This is a genomic window from Endozoicomonas arenosclerae (genome assembly GCF_001562015.1).
GTDB lineage: Bacteria > Pseudomonadota > Gammaproteobacteria > Pseudomonadales > Endozoicomonadaceae > Endozoicomonas_A > Endozoicomonas_A arenosclerae.
Window position 1 is genome coordinate 1 of record NZ_LASA01000121.1, and the last position, 23,073, is coordinate 23,073.

Here is a 23,073-nt window from a genome sequence, read left to right on the forward strand (position 1 = left end):
ACTTTCAAAAGGTCCGCAAAGTCTTCCGGCAACGGGGCTTCCCATTCCATGTACTCGTCAGTGACCGGATGCATCAGACCCAGCCTTCTGGCATGCAGTGCCTGATGTCTGAAGCCTCTCAGCGCCTCCTCCAGAACAGCAGTGCAGCCCTTGGGAATTCGCAGTCGTCCAGCATACAGATCATCGCCTACCAGTGGAAAGCGGATATGGCTCATATGGACACGAATCTGATGAGTACGACCGGTTTCCAGTTTGCAACGCACATGGGTATGGGCCGCAAACTTCTCCAGCACCCGATAGTGGGTCACAGAAGGTTTGCCGCTGGCTACAACCGCCATACGAAGACGATGAGTCGGGTGACGGGCAATAGGCTCATCCACTGTTCCCCCAGCAGTCATCACCCCCTGAGTGACAGCTTCGTACTCTCGGCTAACAGTACGATCCTGAAGCTGGCCCACCAGATCCGTATGAGCGGCCAGTGTTTTTGCGACCACCATTAATCCGGAGGTGTCTTTGTCCAGACGATGAACAATGCCAGCTCTTGGTACCGAAGCAATATCCGGATAATGATAGAGCAGACCGTTGAGCAAAGTGCCTGAATAGTTACCTGCTGCAGGATGCACCACCAGCCCCACAGGCTTGTTGATCACCAGAATGGCATCATCTTCAAAAACAATATCCAGGGGAATATTCTCTGGTTCCCAGCGCTCTTCGTCTTCCACCTCAACGCTGAGTATCAACTCCTCACCGCCCACCAGCTTGTCTTTAGGCTTTTTCTTCTGGCCATTCACCAGCAGATCGCCGTTTTTGATCCACTCCTGAAGACGAGCTCTGGAAAAGTCCGGAAAACAGCTGGCAGCAATCTGATCCAGTCTTTTACTCCCCAGCTCATCAGGTACCACCACCTGCTGATTGATCTGCTCACTCATTAAGCACTACTCAAGTTTTATCGCCAATAAACGAAATCAGGGTCTCACCCCCCTTCCCCATATTCTTTGTATGAACAGGGTTATGAAAAAGCAGGGTCTGTCAGAAAATGAAAGAATGACATTAAAAGACCCAGTTTCTTTTCGTTTTACAGCGGACTGTGTTTAAATTAGTTTGGATAAAGGCAGGTAGTTTATCACACCGAAGGAAGCAGGCTGAGCTATGCTCAAAACTTTATAAAACCTGCTTCCCTGCCAAACGATCAGGGGAGACTTGCCACAGTGGTTCCCCTCACAATCATGCCGGAGTACGGAAACTGTAAACATCATGACAATACTCAAAACCACATATTCGCGCCTGATTTGTCTGTTCCTTGCTGCGGTGGTTCTGGCAGGATGCTCATCAACCCCCGAGAAAGAGAAACTCCCGGAATCCCTGACTGAGGCCGAACTGTACCAGATGGCCAACCAGTCCCTGAATAACAAGAATTACTCACAGTCCATAGAGCGACTGCGTACTCTTGAGTCTCGCTACCCCTTCGGCTCTTTTGCTGAGCAGGCTCAGCTGGATCTGATTTACGCCTACTTCATGAATGTGGAGCCTGAGGCTTCCCGTGCTGCTGCAGACCGTTTTCTGCGTCTGCACCCTCAGCATCCCAATGCAGATTATGCCTATTACATGAAGGGCCTGGCTTCCAACACGGCCGCCATGGGTCTGATTGAGCGCTACCTGCCTCTGGATAACACCAAGCGTGACCCAGGTCAGGCACGTCAGTCCTTTAACGAATTCCGTGAACTGCTGACACGCTATCCAGACAGTAAATACGCTCCGGATGCCCGCCAACGTATGGTTGCTCTCAGAAATCGTCTGGCCGAGTATGAAATTCACGCAGCCAATTACTACATGAAGCGTAAAGCTTATGTTGCTGCGGTTAACCGCGGAAAGTATGTGGTTGAGAACATGCAGAAAACCCCTGCAGTTGAACCAGCCCTGGGCGTAATGGTGGAAGGTTATCAGCGACTGGGTCTGATCGAACCTGCCAATGAAACCCTTGAAGTTCTGAAGCTGAACTTCCCGAATTCCAAACTGCTTAATGAGCAGGGTGAATTCATTGGCTACCAGTCTTTTGGAGACGTAGACCCATCACTGCTTTACACCGTGACCTTTGGCCTGCTGGGTGACTCTGGCATTGAAAAGCAGAAAATGCAGACCCCGAAAGCCCCTGAGCCTCCTGCCCAAGACGAACAGTAATTCCCCGTGGCTTCCTGCTGGAAGCCACCTTTTTCCCGGTGTATCAAGCCAATGCCTACAACAGTGAAGTGCCCGAAATGCGGCAAAGATGTGGAATGGAAGAAAGAAAACAAGTTTCGACCCTTTTGCTCTGAACGCTGCAAATTGATCGATCTGGGAGCCTGGGCCAACGAAGAACGTTCAATTCCTGGTAGCCCAACCTTTGATGACCTGATGTCGAGCGATATCGACGATCTAAAGCACTGAGAAACCTCTTCCTGCCCCCAGTTCTATAGGCCAAGGCTCTTGCTCCAGCAGAGCTTTTGCCTGAGCGCGCTTGAACTTCAAAACATCATACATGGCTTCACGAACTTCTGGTTGATGCATATGTTGAGCCAGCTCACCCAGCTGTTGATCCGTCAGACTGGCCACTCTTTGTAAAGCCAGCCGTATAGATCGGTCCACTTGCTCTTTCGGCATTTGCCCAACCATAGTCAGAAGGGTTTTCTGCCCCCTGTATTGCATCCTGTGTAGCCTTGAAGGCCGCATGAGCTTTTGAGCGAACTGATCCAATGTGCAATCTTTGGGAAGGGAAAAACGATTATAAAAAGACATACCAAAATCTATACTCACCAGCTTACCTGTCAGCAGCTCCTCTCCCTCTTCAACGTTAGCCAGCTCCTCACCCTCAGCTTGTTTGAAGAGGTAGTTATCGAGCTTCAGATAATCCTGATCACCTAACAGAAAGCGTCGCATCACAAGGTTGGTGGCAGGATTATGATCATCGGTAAACTGACAGATCGAGGGAAATAATGTCTGATGAAAAAAAGTATTACCTGGATAATATCCTTCCAAATCCTTGGACGCGACACAGTGATCCTGGCGAGCTTCATCCAGACTGTATCGATAGATATACTCCTGACCATACCCCATGGCTTTCTTATAAGCTTCCGCTGCCAGACACTCTCTTTGAGCCAGAACCTTTCTATCGTCGTAAAAATGAGCCTTGTAGGACTTTCCAGTGATCAGGAAGATGACCTTTTGCAACAGTCGTTTAAACTTTTCCGCCCGACTCTCATGCCCTGGCGTTTTGACATGCCAGACATCTTCTTTAACTCCAGCCTTGCGCAGCTCTGCATCTTTTTCAGTTTCAGCAGCCTCTTTCTTAACTCGCATTAACTTATGGTCAACAACGCCAGGTTGAACCTTTCCGGGAGCCTTTTCCCAATACTCCTGGAACGGCCGGTCATTAATTGAAGGAAGAATATTCGCCCTATCTTGTCCAGTCTGCTGATAATAGGTAATGCCTCTCTCGTGTAACTGCCGCTGATCATGAGCCGTTGACTCATCATGCAACCCTTCAGTGGTTGGCGTGTTTGCCAATGAGTCAATAGATCTTCCCAGAGAATCATGGGATGAGGATGGAGAGGTTTGAGATGTTAAATCTTTGGGCAGGCCTGTAGTTGAAGTACTATTGCCAGGCTCGATGCGTGGGTGAGACATTTGCTTCCCTGCAAGTCTTTCATCTCTATTAAGAGTAGGTGGCTCGTATCGTTAAAACAATTAATTAGCCCTTCATGACTGAGCCCAGAACGCACCAATGGCGGCTATCCCCTGAGCACCAGAGTCAATCACTTCCTGTTCATCCTCCAGCTCAAGACCACCCAACCAATAGACAGGCACAGGGCAGCCTTCTGTGAGTTCTCTGGCATTTGCATAGCCAATGGGTTCACCCTCAGGATGGGTCTTCGTGGGTTTCACTGGGGACAATGTTATAAAATCGACACCTGCAGCAACCGCCTGCTCTATCTGATCTCTATTGTGACAGGAAGCTGCCAGCCACTGCTCTGGCTTGCAGGCATCACGCCACGCAAGACCATTTTCCAACTGCTTTGACATCAAATGCACCCCATCACACCATGATTCAGCAAGAACCTCTGGCCCTCCCTTGAGAAGCAGTCTGGCCCCGGTTTCCCGACAAAGATGGTGCAACTCTCTGGCTAAATGCGAATAGGTCGACTCATCCAGCCAGGGCGCTCGAAACTGGATCAGTTCCACACCCTGCTCAATCTGACAACTGACCTTTTCCAGCAGTTCTGCCGCCGAATCAAATTGACCCGTAACCATGTATCGGTTTGGCAATAGTGCTGCAGTAATAATCGGCCCGTTGGCAGGAGGAAATTCCAGCTCAGTTAACTCCTTGAGCTCTACCCAGCGAATCTCCTGCCCTTCATTACCCCTGGGCTCACCATTAATATCTTCCGCCCACCAGGTATCCAGGAATACCGACTTGTCAGGATAATCATGTCGAATAGATATCAGCTTCTGAAAGTGTCCTGCTTCAATATCCAGTTCTTCCTTAAGCTCACGATTCAAGGCCGAAGTAATGGACTCTCCTTCTTCGACCTTGCCTCCGGGAAACTCCCAATAGCCTCCCATGTGTTTATCATCTGGACGACGGGCAATGAGAATTCTGCCGTCTTCCCCTCGAATGACAGCCACAGCGACATGCACCACCTTCCTGGCACCAGTCTGATTTTCTGAAGACATAAGCAATTGCCTGTAATAGAGTTGAGTCCGCCGTGAATAAGTGAGTATGCACGAAAGATTGATATTGGCCGCATTATCTTATCAAGCGTTTTTTGAAGAACAATACACACGTCATTGTCAGCGCAACGCTTCATAAATCACCAAACCCTATCAGTATCAACAGGACAGGCTTTTTTTACCAATAGAAAACTCAGGTACTGGTAGCTAAAAAGTCTAAGAGCTACCAGGATTGGTAGATACAAATAGAATCGAGATGGTTATGCCGTGATTAAGAATTCTGACAACCCGCTCAATACAGGTTGCCAGAAACGTTCTCAGGTTCGGTACTCTGCGTTAATACGAACGTATTCATGAGAAAGGTCTGTTGTCCAGAGAGTCTCATTGACAGAGCCTGCTCCAAGTTGAACCCGGATCATTATCTCTTCCTGACTCATGACCTTCTCACCTTGTTCTTCAGTGTAAGTGCTGGCTACACCGCCGTTTTCAACAATACAAACGTCGTTTAACCAGATGGCCACTCTATCAATATTCAACTCACTGATCTCAGCTCTTCCAACAGCCGCCAGAATGCGCCCCCAGTTAGGGTCACTGGCAAACAACGCAGTTTTCACCAAAGGCGAGTGGGCAATGGTATAAGCCACTTCAAGAGCATCAGCGACACTCCCGGCCTGCTCCACCTGAATGGTTACAAACTTGGTCGCCCCTTCTCCATCCTTGACGATGGCTTGTGCCAGAGTGACTGCTACTTGTTCTATCGCATTTTTCAAACTGTGATATAGAGCCCCTTCCGAATCAATCAACGGCTCATTACCTGCTTTACCTGTTGCCACCAACATACAGCAATCGTTAGTGGAGGTATCACCGTCCACTGAAATCCTGTTAAACGACAGATTTACCGCATCATTCAAGAGCTTTTGAAGAACCGTCTGATCCACAGAGGCATCAGTCGCAATAAAAGCCAGCATGGTAGCCATATTCGGCTTAATCATGCCTGAGCCTTTACTGATGCCTGTAACTGTGAAAGTTTCACCATCCAGTTCGAATTGACAGCTCGCACCCTTGGGGCGTGTATCTGTTGTCAGAATACCTTCGCCAGCATCCCTCCAGCCGTCTTCAGCTAATTCAGAAAAAGCCGTCGGCAGGCCAGAGTGAATTCGATCGACGGGTAAAGGTTCACCTATAACACCCGTTGAAAAAGGCAGAACTTTTTCTTCTGAGACACCGGCTATTTCAGCCAGACTTTGACAGACCTCAACTGCATCTTTCATACCTTGCTCACCTGTACCGGCATTGGCATTGCCGGTATTGATGACAAAGTATTCAGGAACACCCGTCAAACGAGCTTTGGCAAGATGGACAGGTGCAGCACAAAAGCGATTCAGGGTAAATACACCGGCAACGGATGAGCCCTGATCCCAGTTCATGACGACAAGGTCACGACGATTCGGCTTCTTAATACCTGCTTTAGCTGTCCCCAGACGAAATCCATTCACCGGAAGCATTTCTGGCCAGCTCTCTGGTCCTACTGCCATGGCTTTTCCATCTCCTGTCTTTTTTCCACTGAAAAAATCTGGCCAGTGAGTTTTGGCTCACTGGCATTTCGACACACAGTTATAGTTAATTATTCGATAATTGTAACTATTTATTCACAAATTTCTTCAAATATCTGAAAATAGGTTGGGAAGGTTTTTGAGGTGCAACCCGGATCATTGATCGTAATAGGTGTGCCACCGAATGCCGCCAGAGAGAAACACATGGCCATTCGGTGGTCATCATAGGTGTCGATGGCTGCCGAGGTGACCTGTTCAGGAGGGTTAATCACGATGTAATCTTCCCCCTCTTCTACTTCAGCCCCCACTTTGCGTAGTTCAGTTGCCATAGCAGAAAGACGATCAGTCTCTTTCACTCTCCAGTTATAGATATTACGGATAGCCGTCTGACCTTCTGCAAACAAAGCGGTGGTCGCGATGGTCATAGCCGCGTCAGGGATATGGTTCAGATCAACATCAACCCCTTTTAGCTGACCTTTTTCCACTTCAATCCAGTAGTCACTCCAAGTGACCTTGGCGCCCATTTGTTCCAGAACTTCAGCAAACCTTGCATCACCCTGAACACTGGCATTACCGGTTCCATGCACTCTGAGTTTGCCACCGATGGCTGCAGCAGCCAGGAAGTAGGAAGCAGAAGAAGCATCCCCTTCCACCATAATTTCACCCGGTGAACAATAAGTCTGCCCACCTTCTACGACAAAACTCTGGTATTGATTATTCTCAACTTCAATACCAAAGCGCTTCATAACCGAGAGCGTAATGTCGATGTAGGGTTTGGAGACAAGCTCTCCCTCAATTGTAATAACAGTTTTGTTTTCTGCCATGGGAGCAGCCATCAACATCGCTGTCAGGAACTGACTGGAGATATCCCCCCTGATGCTGACGTCACCGCCTTTCAAACCTGTGCCTGAAATCTTCAGCGGGGGATAATTTTCTTCACCCAGATACTCAATCTCTGCACCCGCTTCCCTGAGGCAGGACACCAGGTCGCCGATCGGGCGCTCATACATCCGGGGCTCTCCGGTCAGGGTATATTCACCACTCCCCAGACATAAGGCGGCGGTCAGAGGCCTCATTGCTGTTCCGGCATTTCCCAGGAACATACTAAGCGTTTGACCCGCCCCCAGAGGACCTGCCAAACCGGTAATTTTGCAAACCGTATTATTTTCAGAAAGTTGATAGTGAACACCCAGATCTTTCAGGGCTTTGAGCATATGGCGGACATCATCACTGTCCAGCAGATTGGTAATCGTTGTGGTGCCTTCAGCTAGAGCTGCAAGCAACAGAATACGATTGGACAGGCTTTTTGAGCCAGGAATAGAGACTTCTCCCTGCACACGGGAGATGGGCTTTAATACAAGTTGCTCCATTGGATTTCTTATCTGGCTGAATGATATGGAGCAACGATTATACCCTAATACATCAATAAATCAGCTGATGTAAAACAGAGTATAAAACAGCAATGAGCCCCTTAAATTTTCTGACCATTCACGAGAGATAAAAAACTTCCTCAGCAAAAAGAAACAGGCCACAAAAGCGGCCTGTTTCTCAATAAAAGTCAGCTGTCAGGTTTAAACAATTTTACCATGGCACTGCTTGTATTTTTTACCTGAACCACATGGGCAAGGCTCATTACGACCTACCTTACGGCTCTCACGAACAAAGGGTTCACTGACACCTTCTGGCAGCTCACCTTCTTCTTCCGACTCTTCAGCCAGGCCTTGAGCCTGATCATGCTGGAATTGCATGCGGCGAACCAGCTCCTGACGACGCTGCTCTTCCATTTCTTCAGTTTTGTCGTCCTGCTGGACCTGAACATGGGAAAGAATACGAATAGTATCAGTTTTGATCTCTTCCAGCATGGACTGGAACAGCTCAAAGGCTTCACGCTTGTATTCCTGCTTGGGATTCTTCTGGGCATATCCCCTCAGATGAATACCCTGACGCAGGTGGTCCATAGTGGCCAGATGCTCTTTCCACTTGTCATCCAGAACACGCATGAGAATATGCTTCTCGAAGTTTCTCAGAGGCTCTTCACCGGCCATCTCTTCCTTCTGCTGGTAGCTGGTGACCACCTCATCCAGAATTTTCTGCCTCAGACCTTCTTCTTCAAGCTTGTCGTCTTCATCCAGCCATTTCTGGATTGGCAGCTGAATAGCCAGCTCGGCACCCAGCTTTTGCTCCAGACCTTTAACGTCCCACTGCTCTTCAAGACTCTCAGGTGGGATATGCTGAGAAATAGTGTCGTTAACCACTTCATCCCGCATACTTTCAATGCTGGATTGTACATTCTCTGAATTCAGCAGCTCATCACGCTGTTTGTAGACCACCTTACGCTGGTCATTCGCCACATCATCATACTCAAGCAGCTGCTTACGAATATCAAAGTTGCGACCTTCGACTTTTCGCTGAGCCTTTTCGATAGCATTGGTCACCATGCGGTGCTCAATAGCTTCACCTTTTTCCATGCCCAGAGCTTTCATGAAGTTCTTGACCCGGTCAGAGGCAAAGATACGCATCAAGCTGTCTTCCAGAGACAGGTAGAAGCGTGAAGAACCCGGGTCACCCTGACGACCAGCACGACCACGGAGCTGGTTATCAATACGACGGGACTCATGACGCTCAGTACCAATGATATGAAGACCGCCTGCTTCCAGCACGCCTTTGTGTCGCTTCTGCCAGTCGGACTTGATCTGGTCTTCCTGCTCCTGGGTTGGATTATCCAGAGCAGCCAGTTCAGCCTCCCAACTACCACCGAGGATGATATCCGTACCACGACCCGCCATGTTGGTAGCAATGGTAATGGCTCCGGGACGACCGGCCTGGGCAATGATTTCCGCTTCCTTCTCGTGGAACTTGGCGTTCAGGACATTGTGCGGAATCTTTGCCTTGTTCAAGGCATTGGAAAGCAGTTCAGAAGAATCAATGGAAGCCGTACCCACCAGAACCGGACGCTCTTCCTTCACGGTTTCCTTGATATCCGCGATGATGGCGTCGTACTTCTCTCCGATGGTCAGATACACCAGATCGTTGCCATCTTTACGAACCATAGGTTTATGGGTCGGAATAACAATAACGTCCAGACCGTAAATCTGGCGTAATTCGAAGGCTTCAGTATCCGCAGTACCTGTCATTCCTGACAGTTTTTCATAGAGACGGAAGTAGTTCTGGAAGGTAGTGGAAGCCAGCGTTTGGCTCTCAGCCTGAATGCTCAGGCCTTCTTTTGCTTCCAGAGCCTGATGTAAACCTTCAGACAGACGACGGCCCGGCATGGTTCGGCCTGTGTGCTCATCAACCAGCAGCACTTCACCTTCAGCAACGATGTACTCTACATTGCGTGTAAACAGAACATGAGCTTTCAGCGCCGCATTCACATGGTGCAGCATATTAAGGTTATGGGCAGAGTAAAGGCTTTCACCTTCAGGCAGCAGACCCAGTTTCTGCAACTGTTCTTCAATAAACAGGTGACCTACTTCAGTCAACTCAACCTGACGGGTCTTTTCATCCACCAGATAATGACCGGTGGGTTCTTCACCTTCTTCCAGCTCACCTTCCTGCTTCTTGAGCTGAGGAGCCAGCCTGTTCATCTGTTTGTACAGTTCAGAAGAATCTTCAGCAGGACCCGAGATGATAAGCGGAGTACGGGCTTCGTCAATCAGGATGGAGTCGACCTCATCGACCACTGAGAAGTGGAGTTCACGCTGGAACTTGTCTTCCTTACGGAAGGCCATGTTGTCACGCAGGTAGTCGAAACCGAATTCGTTGTTGGTACCGTAAGTAATGTCAGCCTGATAAGCCGCCTTCTTCTCTTCCGGAGACTGCTGAGGGACAACAACACCGACCGTCAGCCCCAGGAACTCATAAAGAGTGCTCATCCACTGGGCATCACGACTGGCCAGATAGTCGTTGACGGTAACAACATGGACACCCTTACCGGTAATTGCGTTCAGGTAGACAGGCAGAGTTGCCATCAACGTCTTACCTTCACCGGTCCTCATTTCCGCAATGCGACCTTCATGCAGAGTGATACCACCGATCAGCTGGACATCGAAATGCCTCATACCCATGCTGCGCTTACTGCCTTCACGCACTACGGCAAAGGCTTCTGGCAATAGAGCGTCAAGGCTTTCACCTTGCTCATAGCGATCCCTGAACGCCTGGGTTTTACCCCTGAGTTCTTCATCACTGAGACCAGACAGTTGGTCTTCCAGAGCATTGATCTGTTTGACCAGCTTGCCCATGCGTTTCAGCTGGCGATCATTCCGGCTGCCGATAATTTTTTTGACTAACGAAGCTAACATAGATTGGTTACAGTCTCACTCTGATTCCGGGGCTGCCTTTCTTGTCGACAATCCCGAGTGGGGCAGACAAGCTAAATTACAGCCGAATATTCTATGACAATCACACAAAAGTCTCATCCATATTAGCTATAAATCTGGCCCTTATTGCTTCACAAGCCATAAACATAAAGCTCAAGATGGCGTTTTATTGACTGACGTCAACGGTCGACGCTAACGGCAAGACCGACAAATCGCAGATATTCTGGCGACTCATAAGCATTTATACCTGCCAGCAAAAGATATGAGGACAAGAGGGAGGAGTTTCAAGGGTAAACAGGCGTTTTTTTTCATCGTCAGTTCAGACGATCAGTTTTCCTGCTTAGTTTAACAAAAGATGGACTACCGACAATGGTTCAGGGTGGGCTTTGCAACAAGCTTACTTAAAGAAAACACTTACTTGCTGGCCCGATAGATATAGCGCTGCGGATCCACATGTTTGCCATTACGAATCACCTCAAAATGGACATGAGGGCCGGTTGAGCGACCAGAACTTCCCATTTCTGCAATGGTCTGACCACGAGTCACAATATCCCCAACTTTCACTTTACTGGCTTGAGCGTGGGCATAACGGGTGACATAACCATTACCATGGTTAATTTCAACCAGCAGACCATAACCAAAGCGATCTCCAGACCAGGTGACAACGCCAGCCGCAACAGCGACAATGTCCGAACCTCTTTTACCAGCCATATCAATACCGGCGTGCCAGGCTCTTTTACCCGTAAAAGGATCGGTTCTCTGACCAAAGCGCGAAGAAAGCCAACCCTTCTTAACAGGAAGACCCGCAACAAAGGCATCATCACTGATCGCCCTGTTGGCCACCAGACTGATGAGAATATCAAACTGTTGTTCACGACTGTCTATCTGATCGGAGAGTTGATCAATGGCATCAATCAGGGAAGGTTTTGCATAGAGAGATTCGCTGCCCGGCAGCTCTTCAGGCCCACCAATGGCAGGAACTTCATCAAAGGAGAACTCACCGTCATCCAGCTTGGCTGAAACCGTTAAGCGTTCACCCAGCGCATCCAGGCGAGTTATACGACCTTGCAACTCGGCCAGACGAATAGTCAGGGCATCAATCTGACGCTCAGCGGCCAAACGAACATTCTCAACTTCTTTCTTCTGACCACTCAGTGTTTCCTGCCACTGCTGCAAGCCCTCTTCGGTCAGCACCACACCCGACTCAGAATTCAAAAAGAGATAGGTAACCCCTCCGCCCAGCATCATACAGAGCGAAACAGCGGAGATAGCAGCCAGCATCAACCGGCGACCTGTGACCCTGAACGATTGCGTTCGAGAGTGATCTTGCTTTACAACAATGACTTTCATTTAAGGAAGCCCTGTACTCCCAATGGTTTTATAGTCTCCGACCTGTCAAATCCCTACCCAGATCCGGAACATTCAATTGTCGACTCAAACCAACAACCTGTATTGACTTTATTATTATGGAATTCGCTGACTATCACCTGGGCTTCAATGCAAAAGACGATAGAGCGTCATATCCATAACCTGTCCTGAGGAAGGACAGCACTTTTCAGATATGGAGAATTGACATATTTAAGCAAACTACAGGACCCCGATGAAAAAAGTCACTTTGCTGTCGCTCTCCAATTTCCTTATTCTTATCTACTCATCAGCACCAAAATGCCACAATTCCTGACTTTGTAGCCATTTCCATAAGTTGAGATGAGCTGCACTTCTCACTCATGGCCGCCGAAATGCTTTTATTCTGTCATGGAAACTTAGTCCCATTCAGCTAACCCGAAGCCATGATTTTTAACACTGTCCAGAATTCCAAAAAAGGTCGCAGTTGCGACCTTTTTTGAAAGACGATCAGCGCATCCTCATATCGATCAGGCGCTAACCGCAACCGGCTTGAGGTAGGAAATCGGTGCTACTTCAGCATTCTCGAAGGTCACCACTTCCCAGGCACTTTCATTCTCAAGCAGAGAACGAACCAGTTTGTTATTCAGCTCATGGCCTGATTTGTAGCCAACAAACTGGCCAATCAGACTGTTACCCAGAAGATACAGGTCACCGATAGCATCCAGAATCTTGTGCTTAACCAGCTCATCGTGATAACGCAGACCGTCTTCATTCAGAATGCGGTAGTCATCAACCACCACCACGTTGTCTACGCTGCCACCCAGAGCCAGATTCTGTGAACGCAGATACTCAACGTCACGCATGAATCCGAAAGTACGGGCACGGCTCACTTCCTTCACGAAGGAAGTGCTGGAAAAATCAATTTCAGAGGTCTGTGAACGACCTTTGAATACCGGGTGATCAAAATAGATGGTAAAGCTGACCTTGAAGCCGTCATAAGGCTTGAAAGTGGCCGTCTTTTCACCGTCAGTGACAGTGACTTCTTTCTTGATGCGAATAAATTTCTTGGCAGCCTCCTGCTCCTGGATACCAGCAGACTGGATCAGGAAAACAAAAGGACCTGCACTACCGTCCATAATTGGCACTTCATGGGCGCTGACTTCAACATAGGCATTATCGATGCCCAGGCCTGCCATCGCCGAAAGCAGGTGCTCAACGGTATCAACCCGAGTGCCGTCTTTCTGCAAAGAGGTACACAGGGTAGTTTGTCCGACATATTCTGCTCGCGCAGGGATTTCCACCACCGGATCGAGATCCGTACGGCAGAAAATGATGCCAGTATCGACGGGAGCCGGCTTCAGGGTCAGATAGACCTTCTCGCCGGAATGTAACCCCACTCCCGTAGCTCGAATAATATTTTTCAGGGTACGCTGTCTGATCATGATAACGCTATTCCGCGACCTCAAAGGCCCCTGTTATTTGAATGCAACGACCTATTGTAACAAAAGTTACATATGACACAACCGGTCATTCATTCAATCTGCCTGGCGACGCAAAAACGCCGGTATATCCAGGTAATCTACATTGTCAGTTGATGGTGCCTGCCTGCGGGGCTTTTCAACTTCCTCAACCTCAGGCTGTTCAGCAGCTTTATTGCGAACATGAGGAGGAATATCGAGCTCCTTGAGATTCAGGGTACCGTCAGGACGTGTCGCTTTGGACTTGGTCCCATCAACCACCTTAAGTGCCTGCTCCTGCTTTTCGCCGCCTTCTCCAAGGCCGGTTGCAACAACAGTTACTCTCAATTCATCGGTCATTTCAGGATCAATAACCGTGCCAACTACTGTGGTGGCATTATCTGAAGCAAATTCACGTACAGTATCACCTACTTCGTGGAATTCGCCCACAGAAAGATCAAGACCAGCAGTAATATTGACCAGTACGCCACGAGCCCCCTGAAGATTAACGTCTTCCAGGAGAGGACTGCGAATCGCACGTTCTGCTGCTTCAATCGCTCTGTTACTGCCTGTAGCAGAGCCAGTACCCATCATAGCCATGCCCATTTCGGACATAACTGTACGCACGTCAGCAAAGTCTACGTTAATCAGACCGTCACGAGTAATCAATTCTGAAATACCCTGAACAGCACCAAGCAATACATCATTGGCTGCACCAAATGCATTCAGCAGACTGACATCACGCCCCAAAACGGGCAACAGGTTTTCGTTTGGAATGCAGATCAGGGAGTCTACGCTCTCTTTCAGCTGATTCAAACCCTCTTCAGCCACTGACATTCTGCGACGACCTTCAAATGAGAAAGGTTTAGTCACAACAGCAACGGTAAGAGCGCCCATTTCTCTGGCGATTTCAGCCACTACCGGAGCGGCCCCCGTTCCTGTTCCACCACCCATACCGGCAGTGATGAAAACCATATCAGAGCCGGTCAGCACTTCCGCGATCCGGTCTCTGTCTTCCATTGCCGCCTCTCGACCCACTTCAGGGTTCGCTCCAGCGCCCAAACCACGAGTGATATTGGCACCCAGCTGCAAATGAGTGTGAGCTTGAAGGTGCTGTTTTTTCAGTGCCTGCGAATCTGTATTGGCACAGACAAACTCAACACCCTCAAGCTGACTGTTTAGCATGTGGCATACGGCGTTACCGCCACCACCACCGACGCCTACGACTTTTATCACCGCTTCCTGCGGTACATTATCCACCAGTTCAAACATGGCCCTCTCCTTTCTATCACCGTAAACAGGATATTTTCTGAATAATCATTGCCACAACACTTCGCTTACTTTCCCTTAAAACACCCTGCAAAATGCATAATCTCACTTCACTTGCAGGGCATTCCTCTTTCGCCGAAGACAATGCTGATCACTGTCTTTTGTAAGCGAAAACTTCTGTTGATGGCATCAGCCCCTCAATCAGAAGTTACCTTGAAACCATTTTTTCAGCCGATTGAGCAGGCTTTCTTCCTGCCTGTTGTATCCGGAAGATTCTCTGCGCCCTTCCTGCTGAGCCTTCAGCCCATAATGCAACAGCCCAACCCCTGTCGCATAGATGGGATTGCATACGACATCTGTCAAGCCCTGTATAGCCTGAGGCACACCCAACCTCACTGGCATATGAAAAATCTCTTCCGCCAGATCAACTGCACCTTCCATTTTCGAGGTGCCACCTGTCAGCACAATACCGGCAGGAATCAGATCTTCAAAGCCACTGCGACGCAGTTCTGCCTGAATCAGGGTAAACAGCTCATCGTACCGGGGCTCTACCACTTCTGCCAGTGCTTGTCTGGACAACTCCCGGGCAGGTCTGTCACCGACACTGGGAACCTTGATCATATCTTCAGCACCCGCCAGCTGAGTCAAAGCACAGGCGTATTTAATCTTAAGCTCTTCTGCGTGCTGCGTCGGGGTCCTCAGCGCCATAGCGATGTCATTAGTCACCTGATCACCCGCTATTGGGATAACGGCGGTATGTCGTATGGCCCCTTCAGTGAAGATGGCGATATCAGTGGTTCCCCCACCAATATCCACCATACATACACCCAGCTCTTTTTCATCTTCTGAAAGGACGGAATAGCTGGAAGCCAGCTGCTCCAGAATTATGTCATCTACTTCCAGACCACATCGCTTGATACAGTTCTCAATATTTTGTGCTGCATTCACGGCACAGGTCACGAGATGCACCTTGGCTTCCAGTCTCACCCCAGACATTCCCAGTGGCTCTTTCACACCTTCCTGAGTGTCAATTACATATTCCTGGGGCAGGATATGAAGAATCCTTTGATCAGCAGGAATCGCTACAGCCTGAGCAGCATCAATCACTCGATCAATATCCGCACCAGTGACTTCCCTCTCCCTGATCGCCACGATACCGTGAGAGTTCAGACTGCGAATATGATTGCCGGCTATACCGGCATAGACGGAGTGGATCTGACAACCGGCCATCAACTCAGCTTCTTCTACCGCTCTTTTGATCGCATGGACAGTAGAGTCAATATTGACCACCACCCCACGCTTGAGACCTCGCGAGGTATGCGAGCCGATCCCGATCACTTCCAGCTGGCCATCCGCGGTGATTTCACCTACGATCGCCACGACCTTGGAAGTACCAATGTCGAGTCCGACGATTAAATTTCCGTTATCTGCCGTTGTCATGGCATCTATCTTCCCAAACCACTCAAACTGTAATAGTCAGTGCGCCGAACCCATTACTCCAGTAGTACCAGTGAAACCCAAAACTCAGGTATTCACGGTTGTTTCCAGGCCACTGAAGCCCCATTCAAATAACGCAAGTCAACGCGCCTTACATCCGGCCAGCTCTCATCAAGTCTTGAATGATACAACCTGATGAATCGCTGCAACCTTTCCATTCTGCGATCACGCCCCAAATTGACTCCGACATGATCCACTTTCAACCACCAGGAATCGGTACTGCTCAGTTTCAATTCTCTGACTGCAACACCCAGTGGCCTGATCACCTGACTGAAAGCCAGGTATTGCTGCATTACATCCTGTGAACGATCTTCCGGCCCGGCCAGTTTCGGCAACTTGTTAAATGCCTCCATCGACCCCGGCAAAAACACCTCGCCGTCCACATCAATCAAACCATCTTCCTGCCAGCGGGCTATGGGCTTGCGCTCTTCAAGACGAACCACCAGAGTATCTGGCCACTCCCTTCGCAAGCTCGCTTCCCTGACCCAGGGCATACTCAAAACCGCTTCCCGCATCTCTTCAAGATCGAGATAAAAGAACCGGTTGACCAGCCAGGGAGCCAGCTGTTTCTCTACCTCACCACGTTCCAGATAATTGAACGTTGAGCGCACTTCCACTCGTGCTATCGGCTGATTAACCCACTTCATCAATACAGGCCAGGAGTAAAGCAGCCCTCCTGCCAGAATCACAACCAGTGAGAGACTCAACAGGCTTTTCCAGGGAAAAGATCGAGCTTTTGCTCCACCTTTCTCCCGACTCGCTCCCCGACTTCGCCTGCCCGATTCTTCAGTGGGCTTCTGATTCTTCTTGAACAAGCTCTTTACTTCCCTTTAGCGCAGCCCCTTTCTGGCGTGCCGGAGAAAGGGAAGATTTCAGAATTTCCAGAACCAGTGCTTCAAAATCCAGCCCAACCGCCTTAGCCGCCATAGGCACAAGGCTGGTTTCAGTCATGCCGGGTACAGTATTAGCCTCCAGCAACCAGAAACGTCCCCTTTCGTCCTGCATGAAATCTACACGACCCCAACCTGAGCAGCCCAGTGTTTCAAAAGCTGTCAGGGCCAGAGCCTGTAATTCCTGCTCCTTGCTCTGGGAAAGCCCACAAGGCAGGTGGTACTGCGTATTCCCGGTCACATATTTTGCGTCGTAGTCATAGAACGATTCAGCTGACTCAATTCTTATAGCCGGAAGCGGCTGCCCGTTGAGAATCGCAACGGTAAACTCAGGCCCTTCCACAAACTTCTCGACCAGAACTGAGCCACCATATTCAGAAGCCTGTTCCCATGCAGGGAACAAATCCTGCTCACGATCGACACGTGTTACTCCGACACTGGAACCTTCCAGACTGGGCTTTACGAAAGCAGGCAGAATTTCCGCACAGCATTCGAGGCTTGCTTCATGTTCAATCAGCATAAAGTCGGGAGTTGGCAGACCTACAGCCTGCCAAAGCAACTTGCTTCTGTACTTATCCATTGCCAGAGCTGAAGACATAATGTCACTGCCGGCATAGGGAATATCCATTTGGTCCAGCAAGCCCTGAACGGTACCATCTTCACCACGAGGCCCATGCAAAGCGATCAGAACACGATCAGGTTTTTGTTCCGCCAGTTGACTCACGAGACCTTCAACCGGGTCAATCAGACAGCAATCCACACCACTTCGTTGCAGTGCTTCAAAAACCCGACTGCCTGAAGCCAAACTGACTTCTCTCTCGGCTGAGCAACCGCCCAGCAATACAGCCACTTTGCCGAATGCTTTTGGATTCACGGCCTCAAGGCCTTGCTCCTGGCTATACATCATCAAGCTACCCTTCCATCCTGAGTGGACTCTTCCAGCTTTTCTCCAATTTCACCTGCCAGCCTCACCGCCAGCGCACCAATATCACCGGCACCCTGTGTGAGTACCAGATCCTGGTCTTCTACCACACCTTTCAAAACAGTGTTCACTTCATCAGGACTGGAGATAAAGATAGGCTCCAACTGACCTCTCTGGCGAATACTCCGACAGAGACTGCGACTGTCTGCACCGGGAATCGGATCTTCTCCTGCGGGATAGACCTCCATCAAAAGCAGCACATCGACCTGGGATAAAACTTCTACAAAATCTTCGTACAGATCCCGGGTTCTCGAGTAGCGGTGAGGCTGATAAACCATGACCAGCCTTTTGTCTGGCCAACCGGCTCGAATCGCCTGAATGGTTGCAGCCACTTCCGTAGGGTGATGACCATAATCATCTACGAGCATAACCTCAGCAGATTCACACTGGAAGTGTCCCTGGATCTGGAACCTTCTGCCAACGCCCTGAAACTGCTTGAGACCTTCACAAATCACTTCATCAGGCATCCCTTCATCTGATGCAACTATGAAAGTAGCCAGTGCGTTCAGAACATTGTGTCGACCCGGAATATTCAGCTCAACTTTTACCTTTTTATTGTCGTTTAATTTACGTTCCAGTTCAAAACGGGTTTTCATGCCATTCTGCTGAATATTAACGGCCCGGAAGTCTGCCCCTTCACTTTCACCGTAAGTGATTACTTGTCGTTTAATTAATGGTAACAGTTCTTGAACGACAGGACAGTTTATACATACCACTGCCAGACCATAAAATGGCAGGTTGTGAAGAAAATCCACAAAGGTTTTCTTTAGCTTGCCAAAATCTCCTTCATATGTCGCCATATGATCCGCATCAATATTGGTTACGATGGAGACCATTGGTTGCAAATGAAGGAAAGAAGCGTCCGACTCATCCGCTTCTGCAACAAGATAGCGGCTCCCGCCCAACTTAGCATTAGTGCCGGCTGAATTCAGACGACCACCAATAACAAAAGTAGGATCCAGACCACCGTAACCCAGCACAGAAGCCAGCAGGCTGGTCGTGGTTGTCTTACCATGAGTGCCTGCCACTGCAATACCATGACGGTAACGCATCAACTCAGCCAGCATTTCTGCCCTGGGCACAACCGGTACACGACGCTCTCTGGCCTCAACCACTTCCGGGTTTTCAGAAGCCACCGCAGTAGACGTTACCACTACGTCAGCACCTTTTACGTTATCAGCCTCATGACCAATAAAGACGGTAATGCCCTGATCTTCAAGGCGCTTGGTCACAGGTGAGCGCTTAATGTCCGAACCAGAGATCTGATAGCCCTGATTTTTCAGAACTTCAGCAATGCCACACATACCCGAGCCACCAATACCGACAAAGTGAATACGCTTTATACGACGCATTTCAGGTATAGGAGCAACAGGAAAAATAGGTTTATTAGCGGGCATGAGCCACCTCCAGACAATGATCAGCGACTTCTTCAGCAGCCAAAGGCTTGGCAACACTGCCCGCAGCCCTGGCCATAGTGACCAGCTGCTCAGGATTGCCCACAATATTTTCTAACATGTCGGTCAGACAGCTCTCGCTCAAATCTTTTTGCTGGACCATCAGGGCTGCCCCCTGATTGACCAGATACTGCCCATTAACTGTCTGATGATCATCAACAGCATAGGGGTAAGGAATCAACACTGCGGCTCTCTGAGCCATGGCCAGTTCAGAAACCGTCAAGGCTCCCGATCTGCACAGAACCAGATCAGCCCATTGATAAGCCGATGCCATATCATCAATAAAAGGCTCGACCCGACCTTCAACGCCATACTCACTGTAGAGCTCACGGGTAGCTTCCAGGTTGTTTTTGCCAGTCTGATGCCAGACTTCAATCTTCCCTTTGAACTGAGCCAGGACTTTTGGCACCAGCTCATTGATAGCTACAGCACCACGGCTGCCACCCACAACCAGCAGTTTTAAAGTTCGACCAGGCAAACCTGAAGGCACTTCCAGATCAGCAATGTCGGTTCGAACCGGATTACCGGTCAAAATAAATTTTCCGGAGCCATTCATTGCTCCAAATGCATCAGGAAATGCCAACAATACTTTCCTGGCAACTCTTGAAAGTACTTTGTTTGTAAAGCCAGCCACTGCGTTCTGCTCATGAATCACCAGTGGCACACCTGCCAGACGTGCAGCTACTCCACCTGGACCGGTGACAAACCCGCCCATACCCAATACACAAACAGGCTTACAATCTCGTATAACCTTTAGAGCACGACTGAGGGACACGGCCAGCTTCCAGGGCGCCTTAAGCAAAAAGCTCAACCCTTTTCCCCGCAAACCGGTCACTGGAATAAAACTGATATCAAAACCGTGACGGGGCACCAGCTCGGCTTCCATGCTGTTGGGGGTACCCAGCCAGTGTATGGCATAGCCTCGCTTCTCAAGCTCTCTGGCTGTGGCCAATGCAGGGAAGATATGACCTCCCGTACCACCCGCCATTATCAATACAGTAGGTTTGCCAGCATTATTCATGACGCCCCCCTGCTTTTCTTCTCTTTTTCGACATTAAACTGCCGTCGTTCATAATCAATTCGCAGCAACAATCCAAAAGCCAGACAATTGATCAAAAGACTACTCCCCCCATAACTGATCAGGGGTAATGCCAAACCCTTGGTTGGCAGCAATCCGGTATTCACACCAATATTGATCAAGGCCTGACTGCCAAATAACAAGCCAATGCCATAAGCCACATAGCCATGAAACAGTAATTTTTTCGCTTCTGCCCTAAAACCAATCTGCATGGCTCTCCAGGCAATAAAGAGAATCAGGGTCAACACTGAAGCCGCCCCTAGCACGCCAAACTCTTCAGCCAGTACGGCAAACACAAAGTCCGTGTGGGCTTCAGGTAAATAAAACAGTTTTTGCAGACTGTTCCCCAGCCCTTCCCCAAACCATTCACCGCGGCCGAAGGCGATCAGCGATTGGGTTAACTGGTAGCCACTGCCAAAAGCATTGGCCCAGGGATCCATATAGGAAGCCAGACGAGCCATTCGATAAGGCTCAAAAACAATCAGAAGAACAATAAAGCCAACCAGCAAAAGGATGAGAATGATAAACTGCCAGAGCCTTGCACCAGCCAGAAATATCATACCCATTGATGCCCCCATTAATACCACCAGGGCACCAAAGTCAGGTTCCATCAGCAGAAGAACCGAAGAGACTGACAGGATGGCCATAGGTTTGAGAAAGCCGGTCCATTTCGTTCTGACTTCATCCAGCCGACGCACCAGGTAGGCCGCCAGATAAACGACAATCATCAGCTTTGCAGCTTCAGAGGCCTGGAGATTAAAAAAGCCTAAAGGAATCCAGCGCACACTGCCGTTGATTTCCCTACCAACCACCAGAACCAGAAGCAGTAGCCCCATGCCACCGAACAGAGAAACCCAACTGTATTTTTCAACAGTCTTGACAGGCACCATCAACATACCGCCCATCAATACCAATCCGGCAAAAACAAATACACATTGCTTGATCAGAATATAAAATGGATTGGCGTACATGCTACCCGCCACCTCCATTGAAGCCGAACTGACCATGATCAGCCCTATAACCAGTAGCCCCAATACCGCACCCAGCAGTGAAAAATCCAAAGCACTGCTTTTACTTGAAAAAGGTGAAGTAATTTCGTTGAGGAGCTTCTGATGTAATGTCATGCAAGCCGCTCCCTGACCATACTCGTAAAGAGTTCACCTCTCTGCTCAAAGCTTTGGAACATGTCAAAGCTAGCGCAGGCAGGGGCCAGCAGGACTGCATCCCCACTCTGACTGATCTCATGCGCGCGTGCAATTGCAGCAGCAAGGTCTGAAGAATGATTTACAGGCACAACCTCACTCACAGCTTTTTCAATATTGGGTGCATCACGTCCGATCAGAACCACTTCTCTGCCATATTTTTGAAGAGGCTGCCTGAGCTGTTGAAAATCAGCCCCTTTGCCGTCACCACCCGCAATCAAAACAATTTTACCTGTCAGGGTTTCACCCAATCCTTCAATAGCTGCAACAGAAGCACCGACATTGGTCGCTTTGGAGTCATTGATCCAGACCACACCGTCTTTCTTGGCCACCCACTGGCAACGATGAGTAAGACCAGTAAAACGTTGCAACGCTTTTAACATCGGCTCCATCGGAATACCCGCTGACTCTCCAAGAGCCAGAGCCGATAGTGCATTGACCTGATTATGGCGACCCGGTAGTTTCATCGAAGTAGTATTAAGTAGTCGCTGCACACCTTTGCAAAGCCATGTGCCCTCTTCATCATCAATAAGCCCATAGTCGTTCAAATCCGGCTTTCCGGATGTGAACGCAGTGGCAGGCGTTGCCTGAGGAAGCAGCGGCACGGTCAATGCATCCTGCTTGTTATAAACAGCATGCTTGCAACCCCGATAAATTCTCTGCTTCGCCTTATGGTATTCGACCATGGATTCATAGCGATCCATATGATCAGGGCTGACATTCAATACAGTTGCGGCAGCGGCTCGTAAAGACTCAATCGTTTCCAGCTGGAAGCTGGACAGCTCGAGAATATAGAGATCTACATCCTTCTTTTTAAGGAGCTCCAGCGCTGGAGTGCCGATATTCCCACCCACGGCGACATTCAAACCGGCTTCAACAGCCATCTCACCCAACAATGTAGTGACTGTGCTTTTGCCGTTTGAGCCGGTAATCGCTATGACAGGCTTATCCACTTCACGACAGAATAATTCGACATCGCCTGCCACTTCAGCACCTTTCTCGATCGCCTCAGCGATTTCAGGTGTCGCCAAAGCAATCCCCGGACTGACAATCAGTTCATCAGCTTCCAGCAGCCACTCTTTATTCAAACTCCCCAGGTGGACAGGCACATCAGGAAAAGACTTTCTGAGCTCATCAATACCAGGAGGACTCTCTCTAGTATCCATAACCTTAAAGGAGCGCTGTTTTTCAGCAAGAAATCGTACACAGGACAGCCCGGTTTTACCCAGGCCGACAATCACTCTTGTACGATTTGAACCAATCAGTGCTGACACGCGTTATTTCCTGACAAAGATACTTTCATTATTCATGACTGTTTACC

General features: G+C 49.2%; 18 protein-coding genes. 2 read left to right on the plus strand and 16 right to left on the minus strand.

Going from position 1 to position 23,073, the window contains the following annotated elements; genetic code table 11:
* Nucleotides 1–929 (minus strand): 23S rRNA pseudouridine(1911/1915/1917) synthase RluD (gene rluD / locus WG89_RS19280; protein WP_062268877.1); only part of this gene is annotated, 929 nt, incomplete at its 3' end.
* 325 nt (nucleotides 930–1,254) lie between these two features.
* Between rluD and WG89_RS19285 the strand changes: the two genes are divergently transcribed.
* A complete protein-coding gene (locus tag WG89_RS19285) occupies nucleotides 1,255–2,178 on the plus strand; it encodes an outer membrane protein assembly factor BamD (protein WP_062268879.1) in 924 nt (307 codons plus the stop codon).
* 51 nt (nucleotides 2,179–2,229) lie between these two features.
* A complete protein-coding gene (yacG, locus tag WG89_RS19290; protein WP_062268881.1) occupies nucleotides 2,230–2,424 on the plus strand; it encodes a DNA gyrase inhibitor YacG in 195 nt (64 codons plus the stop codon).
* On the opposite strand, the gene WG89_RS19295 is transcribed toward yacG, so the two are convergent.
* The 15 genes from WG89_RS19295 to murD all read right to left on the minus strand — a co-directional run bounded on the left by WG89_RS19295 (nucleotide 2,413) and on the right by murD (nucleotide 23,026).
* Nucleotides 2,413–3,660: a hypothetical protein gene (locus tag WG89_RS19295; protein WP_062268883.1), complete on the minus strand. Its 1,248-nt coding sequence runs from the start codon at nucleotides 3,658–3,660 to the stop codon at nucleotides 2,413–2,415. The genes yacG and WG89_RS19295 overlap by 12 nt on opposite strands.
* Before the next feature lie 72 nt (nucleotides 3,661–3,732).
* Complete coding sequence (locus WG89_RS19300; protein WP_062268885.1) at nucleotides 3,733–4,707, minus strand: Nudix family hydrolase; 975 nt, start codon at nucleotides 4,705–4,707, stop codon at nucleotides 3,733–3,735.
* 314 nt (nucleotides 4,708–5,021) lie between these two features.
* On the minus strand, nucleotides 5,022–6,239 hold the full coding sequence (argJ, locus tag WG89_RS19305; protein ID WP_062268887.1) for a bifunctional glutamate N-acetyltransferase/amino-acid acetyltransferase ArgJ: 1,218 nt from the start codon (nucleotides 6,237–6,239) through the stop codon (nucleotides 5,022–5,024).
* Nucleotides 6,240–6,349: 110 nt separating this feature from the next.
* Nucleotides 6,350–7,627, minus strand: coding sequence for a 3-phosphoshikimate 1-carboxyvinyltransferase (gene aroA / locus WG89_RS19310; RefSeq protein WP_062268889.1), 1,278 nt, complete (start codon nucleotides 7,625–7,627; stop codon nucleotides 6,350–6,352).
* Between the two features lie 201 nt (nucleotides 7,628–7,828).
* On the minus strand, nucleotides 7,829–10,558 hold the full coding sequence (gene secA / locus WG89_RS19315; RefSeq protein ID WP_062268890.1) for a preprotein translocase subunit SecA: 2,730 nt from the start codon (nucleotides 10,556–10,558) through the stop codon (nucleotides 7,829–7,831).
* Nucleotides 10,559–10,990: 432 nt separating this feature from the next.
* Nucleotides 10,991–11,926 carry a M23 family metallopeptidase gene (locus WG89_RS19320; RefSeq protein ID WP_062268892.1) on the minus strand — a complete coding sequence of 312 codons (936 nt, stop codon included), beginning with the start codon at nucleotides 11,924–11,926 and terminating at the stop codon, nucleotides 10,991–10,993.
* 524 nt (nucleotides 11,927–12,450) lie between these two features.
* Nucleotides 12,451–13,365, minus strand: a complete 915-nt coding sequence (gene lpxC, locus WG89_RS19325; protein WP_062268894.1) for a UDP-3-O-acyl-N-acetylglucosamine deacetylase — start codon at nucleotides 13,363–13,365, stop codon at nucleotides 12,451–12,453.
* Nucleotides 13,366–13,458: 93 nt separating this feature from the next.
* On the minus strand, nucleotides 13,459–14,652 hold the full coding sequence (gene ftsZ / locus WG89_RS19330) for a cell division protein FtsZ (protein WP_062268896.1): 1,194 nt from the start codon (nucleotides 14,650–14,652) through the stop codon (nucleotides 13,459–13,461).
* 198 nt (nucleotides 14,653–14,850) lie between these two features.
* Nucleotides 14,851–16,089, minus strand: coding sequence for a cell division protein FtsA (ftsA, locus tag WG89_RS19335; RefSeq protein WP_062268898.1), 1,239 nt, complete (start codon nucleotides 16,087–16,089; stop codon nucleotides 14,851–14,853).
* A 92-nt stretch (nucleotides 16,090–16,181) separates the two neighbouring features.
* Nucleotides 16,182–16,961, minus strand: a complete 780-nt coding sequence (locus WG89_RS19340) for a cell division protein FtsQ/DivIB (RefSeq protein ID WP_062268900.1) — start codon at nucleotides 16,959–16,961, stop codon at nucleotides 16,182–16,184.
* Nucleotides 16,933–17,943, minus strand: a complete 1,011-nt coding sequence (locus tag WG89_RS19345) for a D-alanine--D-alanine ligase (RefSeq protein ID WP_079253934.1) — start codon at nucleotides 17,941–17,943, stop codon at nucleotides 16,933–16,935. Before WG89_RS19345 ends, WG89_RS19340 begins: the two co-directional genes overlap by 29 nt.
* Entirely contained in the window at nucleotides 17,943–19,415 is a 1,473-nt protein-coding gene (murC, locus tag WG89_RS19350) for a UDP-N-acetylmuramate--L-alanine ligase (protein ID WP_062268902.1), read from the minus strand. The genes WG89_RS19345 and murC overlap by 1 nt, the downstream gene beginning before the upstream one ends.
* Entirely contained in the window at nucleotides 19,405–20,493 is a 1,089-nt protein-coding gene (gene murG / locus WG89_RS19355; protein ID WP_062268903.1) for an undecaprenyldiphospho-muramoylpentapeptide beta-N-acetylglucosaminyltransferase, read from the minus strand. The genes murC and murG overlap by 11 nt, the downstream gene beginning before the upstream one ends.
* The gene (gene ftsW / locus WG89_RS19360) at nucleotides 20,490–21,674 is read right to left on the minus strand and encodes a putative lipid II flippase FtsW (protein ID WP_062268905.1); all 1,185 of its coding nucleotides are present in this window, start codon (nucleotides 21,672–21,674) and stop codon (nucleotides 20,490–20,492) included. Before ftsW ends, murG begins: the two co-directional genes overlap by 4 nt.
* Entirely contained in the window at nucleotides 21,671–23,026 is a 1,356-nt protein-coding gene (gene murD / locus WG89_RS19365; protein ID WP_062268907.1) for a UDP-N-acetylmuramoyl-L-alanine--D-glutamate ligase, read from the minus strand. Before murD ends, ftsW begins: the two co-directional genes overlap by 4 nt.
* Nucleotides 23,027–23,073: the final 47 nt, after the last annotated feature.

What these genes read in the sequence shown, in the direction of transcription:
- murC (WP_062268902.1), bottom strand. Translation starts at nt 19,415, where the DNA reads ATGCCCGCTAATAAACCTATTTTTCCTGTTGCTCCTATACCTGAAATG.
- WG89_RS19295 (WP_062268883.1), bottom strand. Translation starts at nt 3,660, where the DNA reads ATGTCTCACCCACGCATCGAGCCTGGCAATAGTACTTCAACTACAGGC.
- argJ (WP_062268887.1), bottom strand. Translation starts at nt 6,239, where the DNA reads ATGGCAGTAGGACCAGAGAGCTGGCCAGAAATGCTTCCGGTGAATGGA.
- WG89_RS19300 (WP_062268885.1), bottom strand. Translation starts at nt 4,707, where the DNA reads ATGTCTTCAGAAAATCAGACTGGTGCCAGGAAGGTGGTGCATGTCGCT.
- ftsA (WP_062268898.1), bottom strand. Translation starts at nt 16,089, where the DNA reads ATGACAACGGCAGATAACGGAAATTTAATCGTCGGACTCGACATTGGT.
- aroA (WP_062268889.1), bottom strand. Translation starts at nt 7,627, where the DNA reads ATGGAGCAACTTGTATTAAAGCCCATCTCCCGTGTGCAGGGAGAAGTC.
- WG89_RS19320 (WP_062268892.1), bottom strand. Translation starts at nt 11,926, where the DNA reads ATGAAAGTCATTGTTGTAAAGCAAGATCACTCTCGAACGCAATCGTTC.
- ftsZ (WP_062268896.1), bottom strand. Translation starts at nt 14,652, where the DNA reads ATGTTTGAACTGGTGGATAATGTACCGCAGGAAGCGGTGATAAAAGTC.
- lpxC (WP_062268894.1), bottom strand. Translation starts at nt 13,365, where the DNA reads ATGATCAGACAGCGTACCCTGAAAAATATTATTCGAGCTACGGGAGTG.
- ftsW (WP_062268905.1), bottom strand. Translation starts at nt 21,674, where the DNA reads ATGACATTACATCAGAAGCTCCTCAACGAAATTACTTCACCTTTTTCA.
- yacG (WP_062268881.1), top strand. Translation starts at nt 2,230, where the DNA reads ATGCCTACAACAGTGAAGTGCCCGAAATGCGGCAAAGATGTGGAATGG.
- WG89_RS19285 (WP_062268879.1), top strand. Translation starts at nt 1,255, where the DNA reads ATGACAATACTCAAAACCACATATTCGCGCCTGATTTGTCTGTTCCTT.
- murG (WP_062268903.1), bottom strand. Translation starts at nt 20,493, where the DNA reads ATGAATAATGCTGGCAAACCTACTGTATTGATAATGGCGGGTGGTACG.
- WG89_RS19345 (WP_079253934.1), bottom strand. Translation starts at nt 17,943, where the DNA reads ATGATGTATAGCCAGGAGCAAGGCCTTGAGGCCGTGAATCCAAAAGCA.
- secA (WP_062268890.1), bottom strand. Translation starts at nt 10,558, where the DNA reads ATGTTAGCTTCGTTAGTCAAAAAAATTATCGGCAGCCGGAATGATCGC.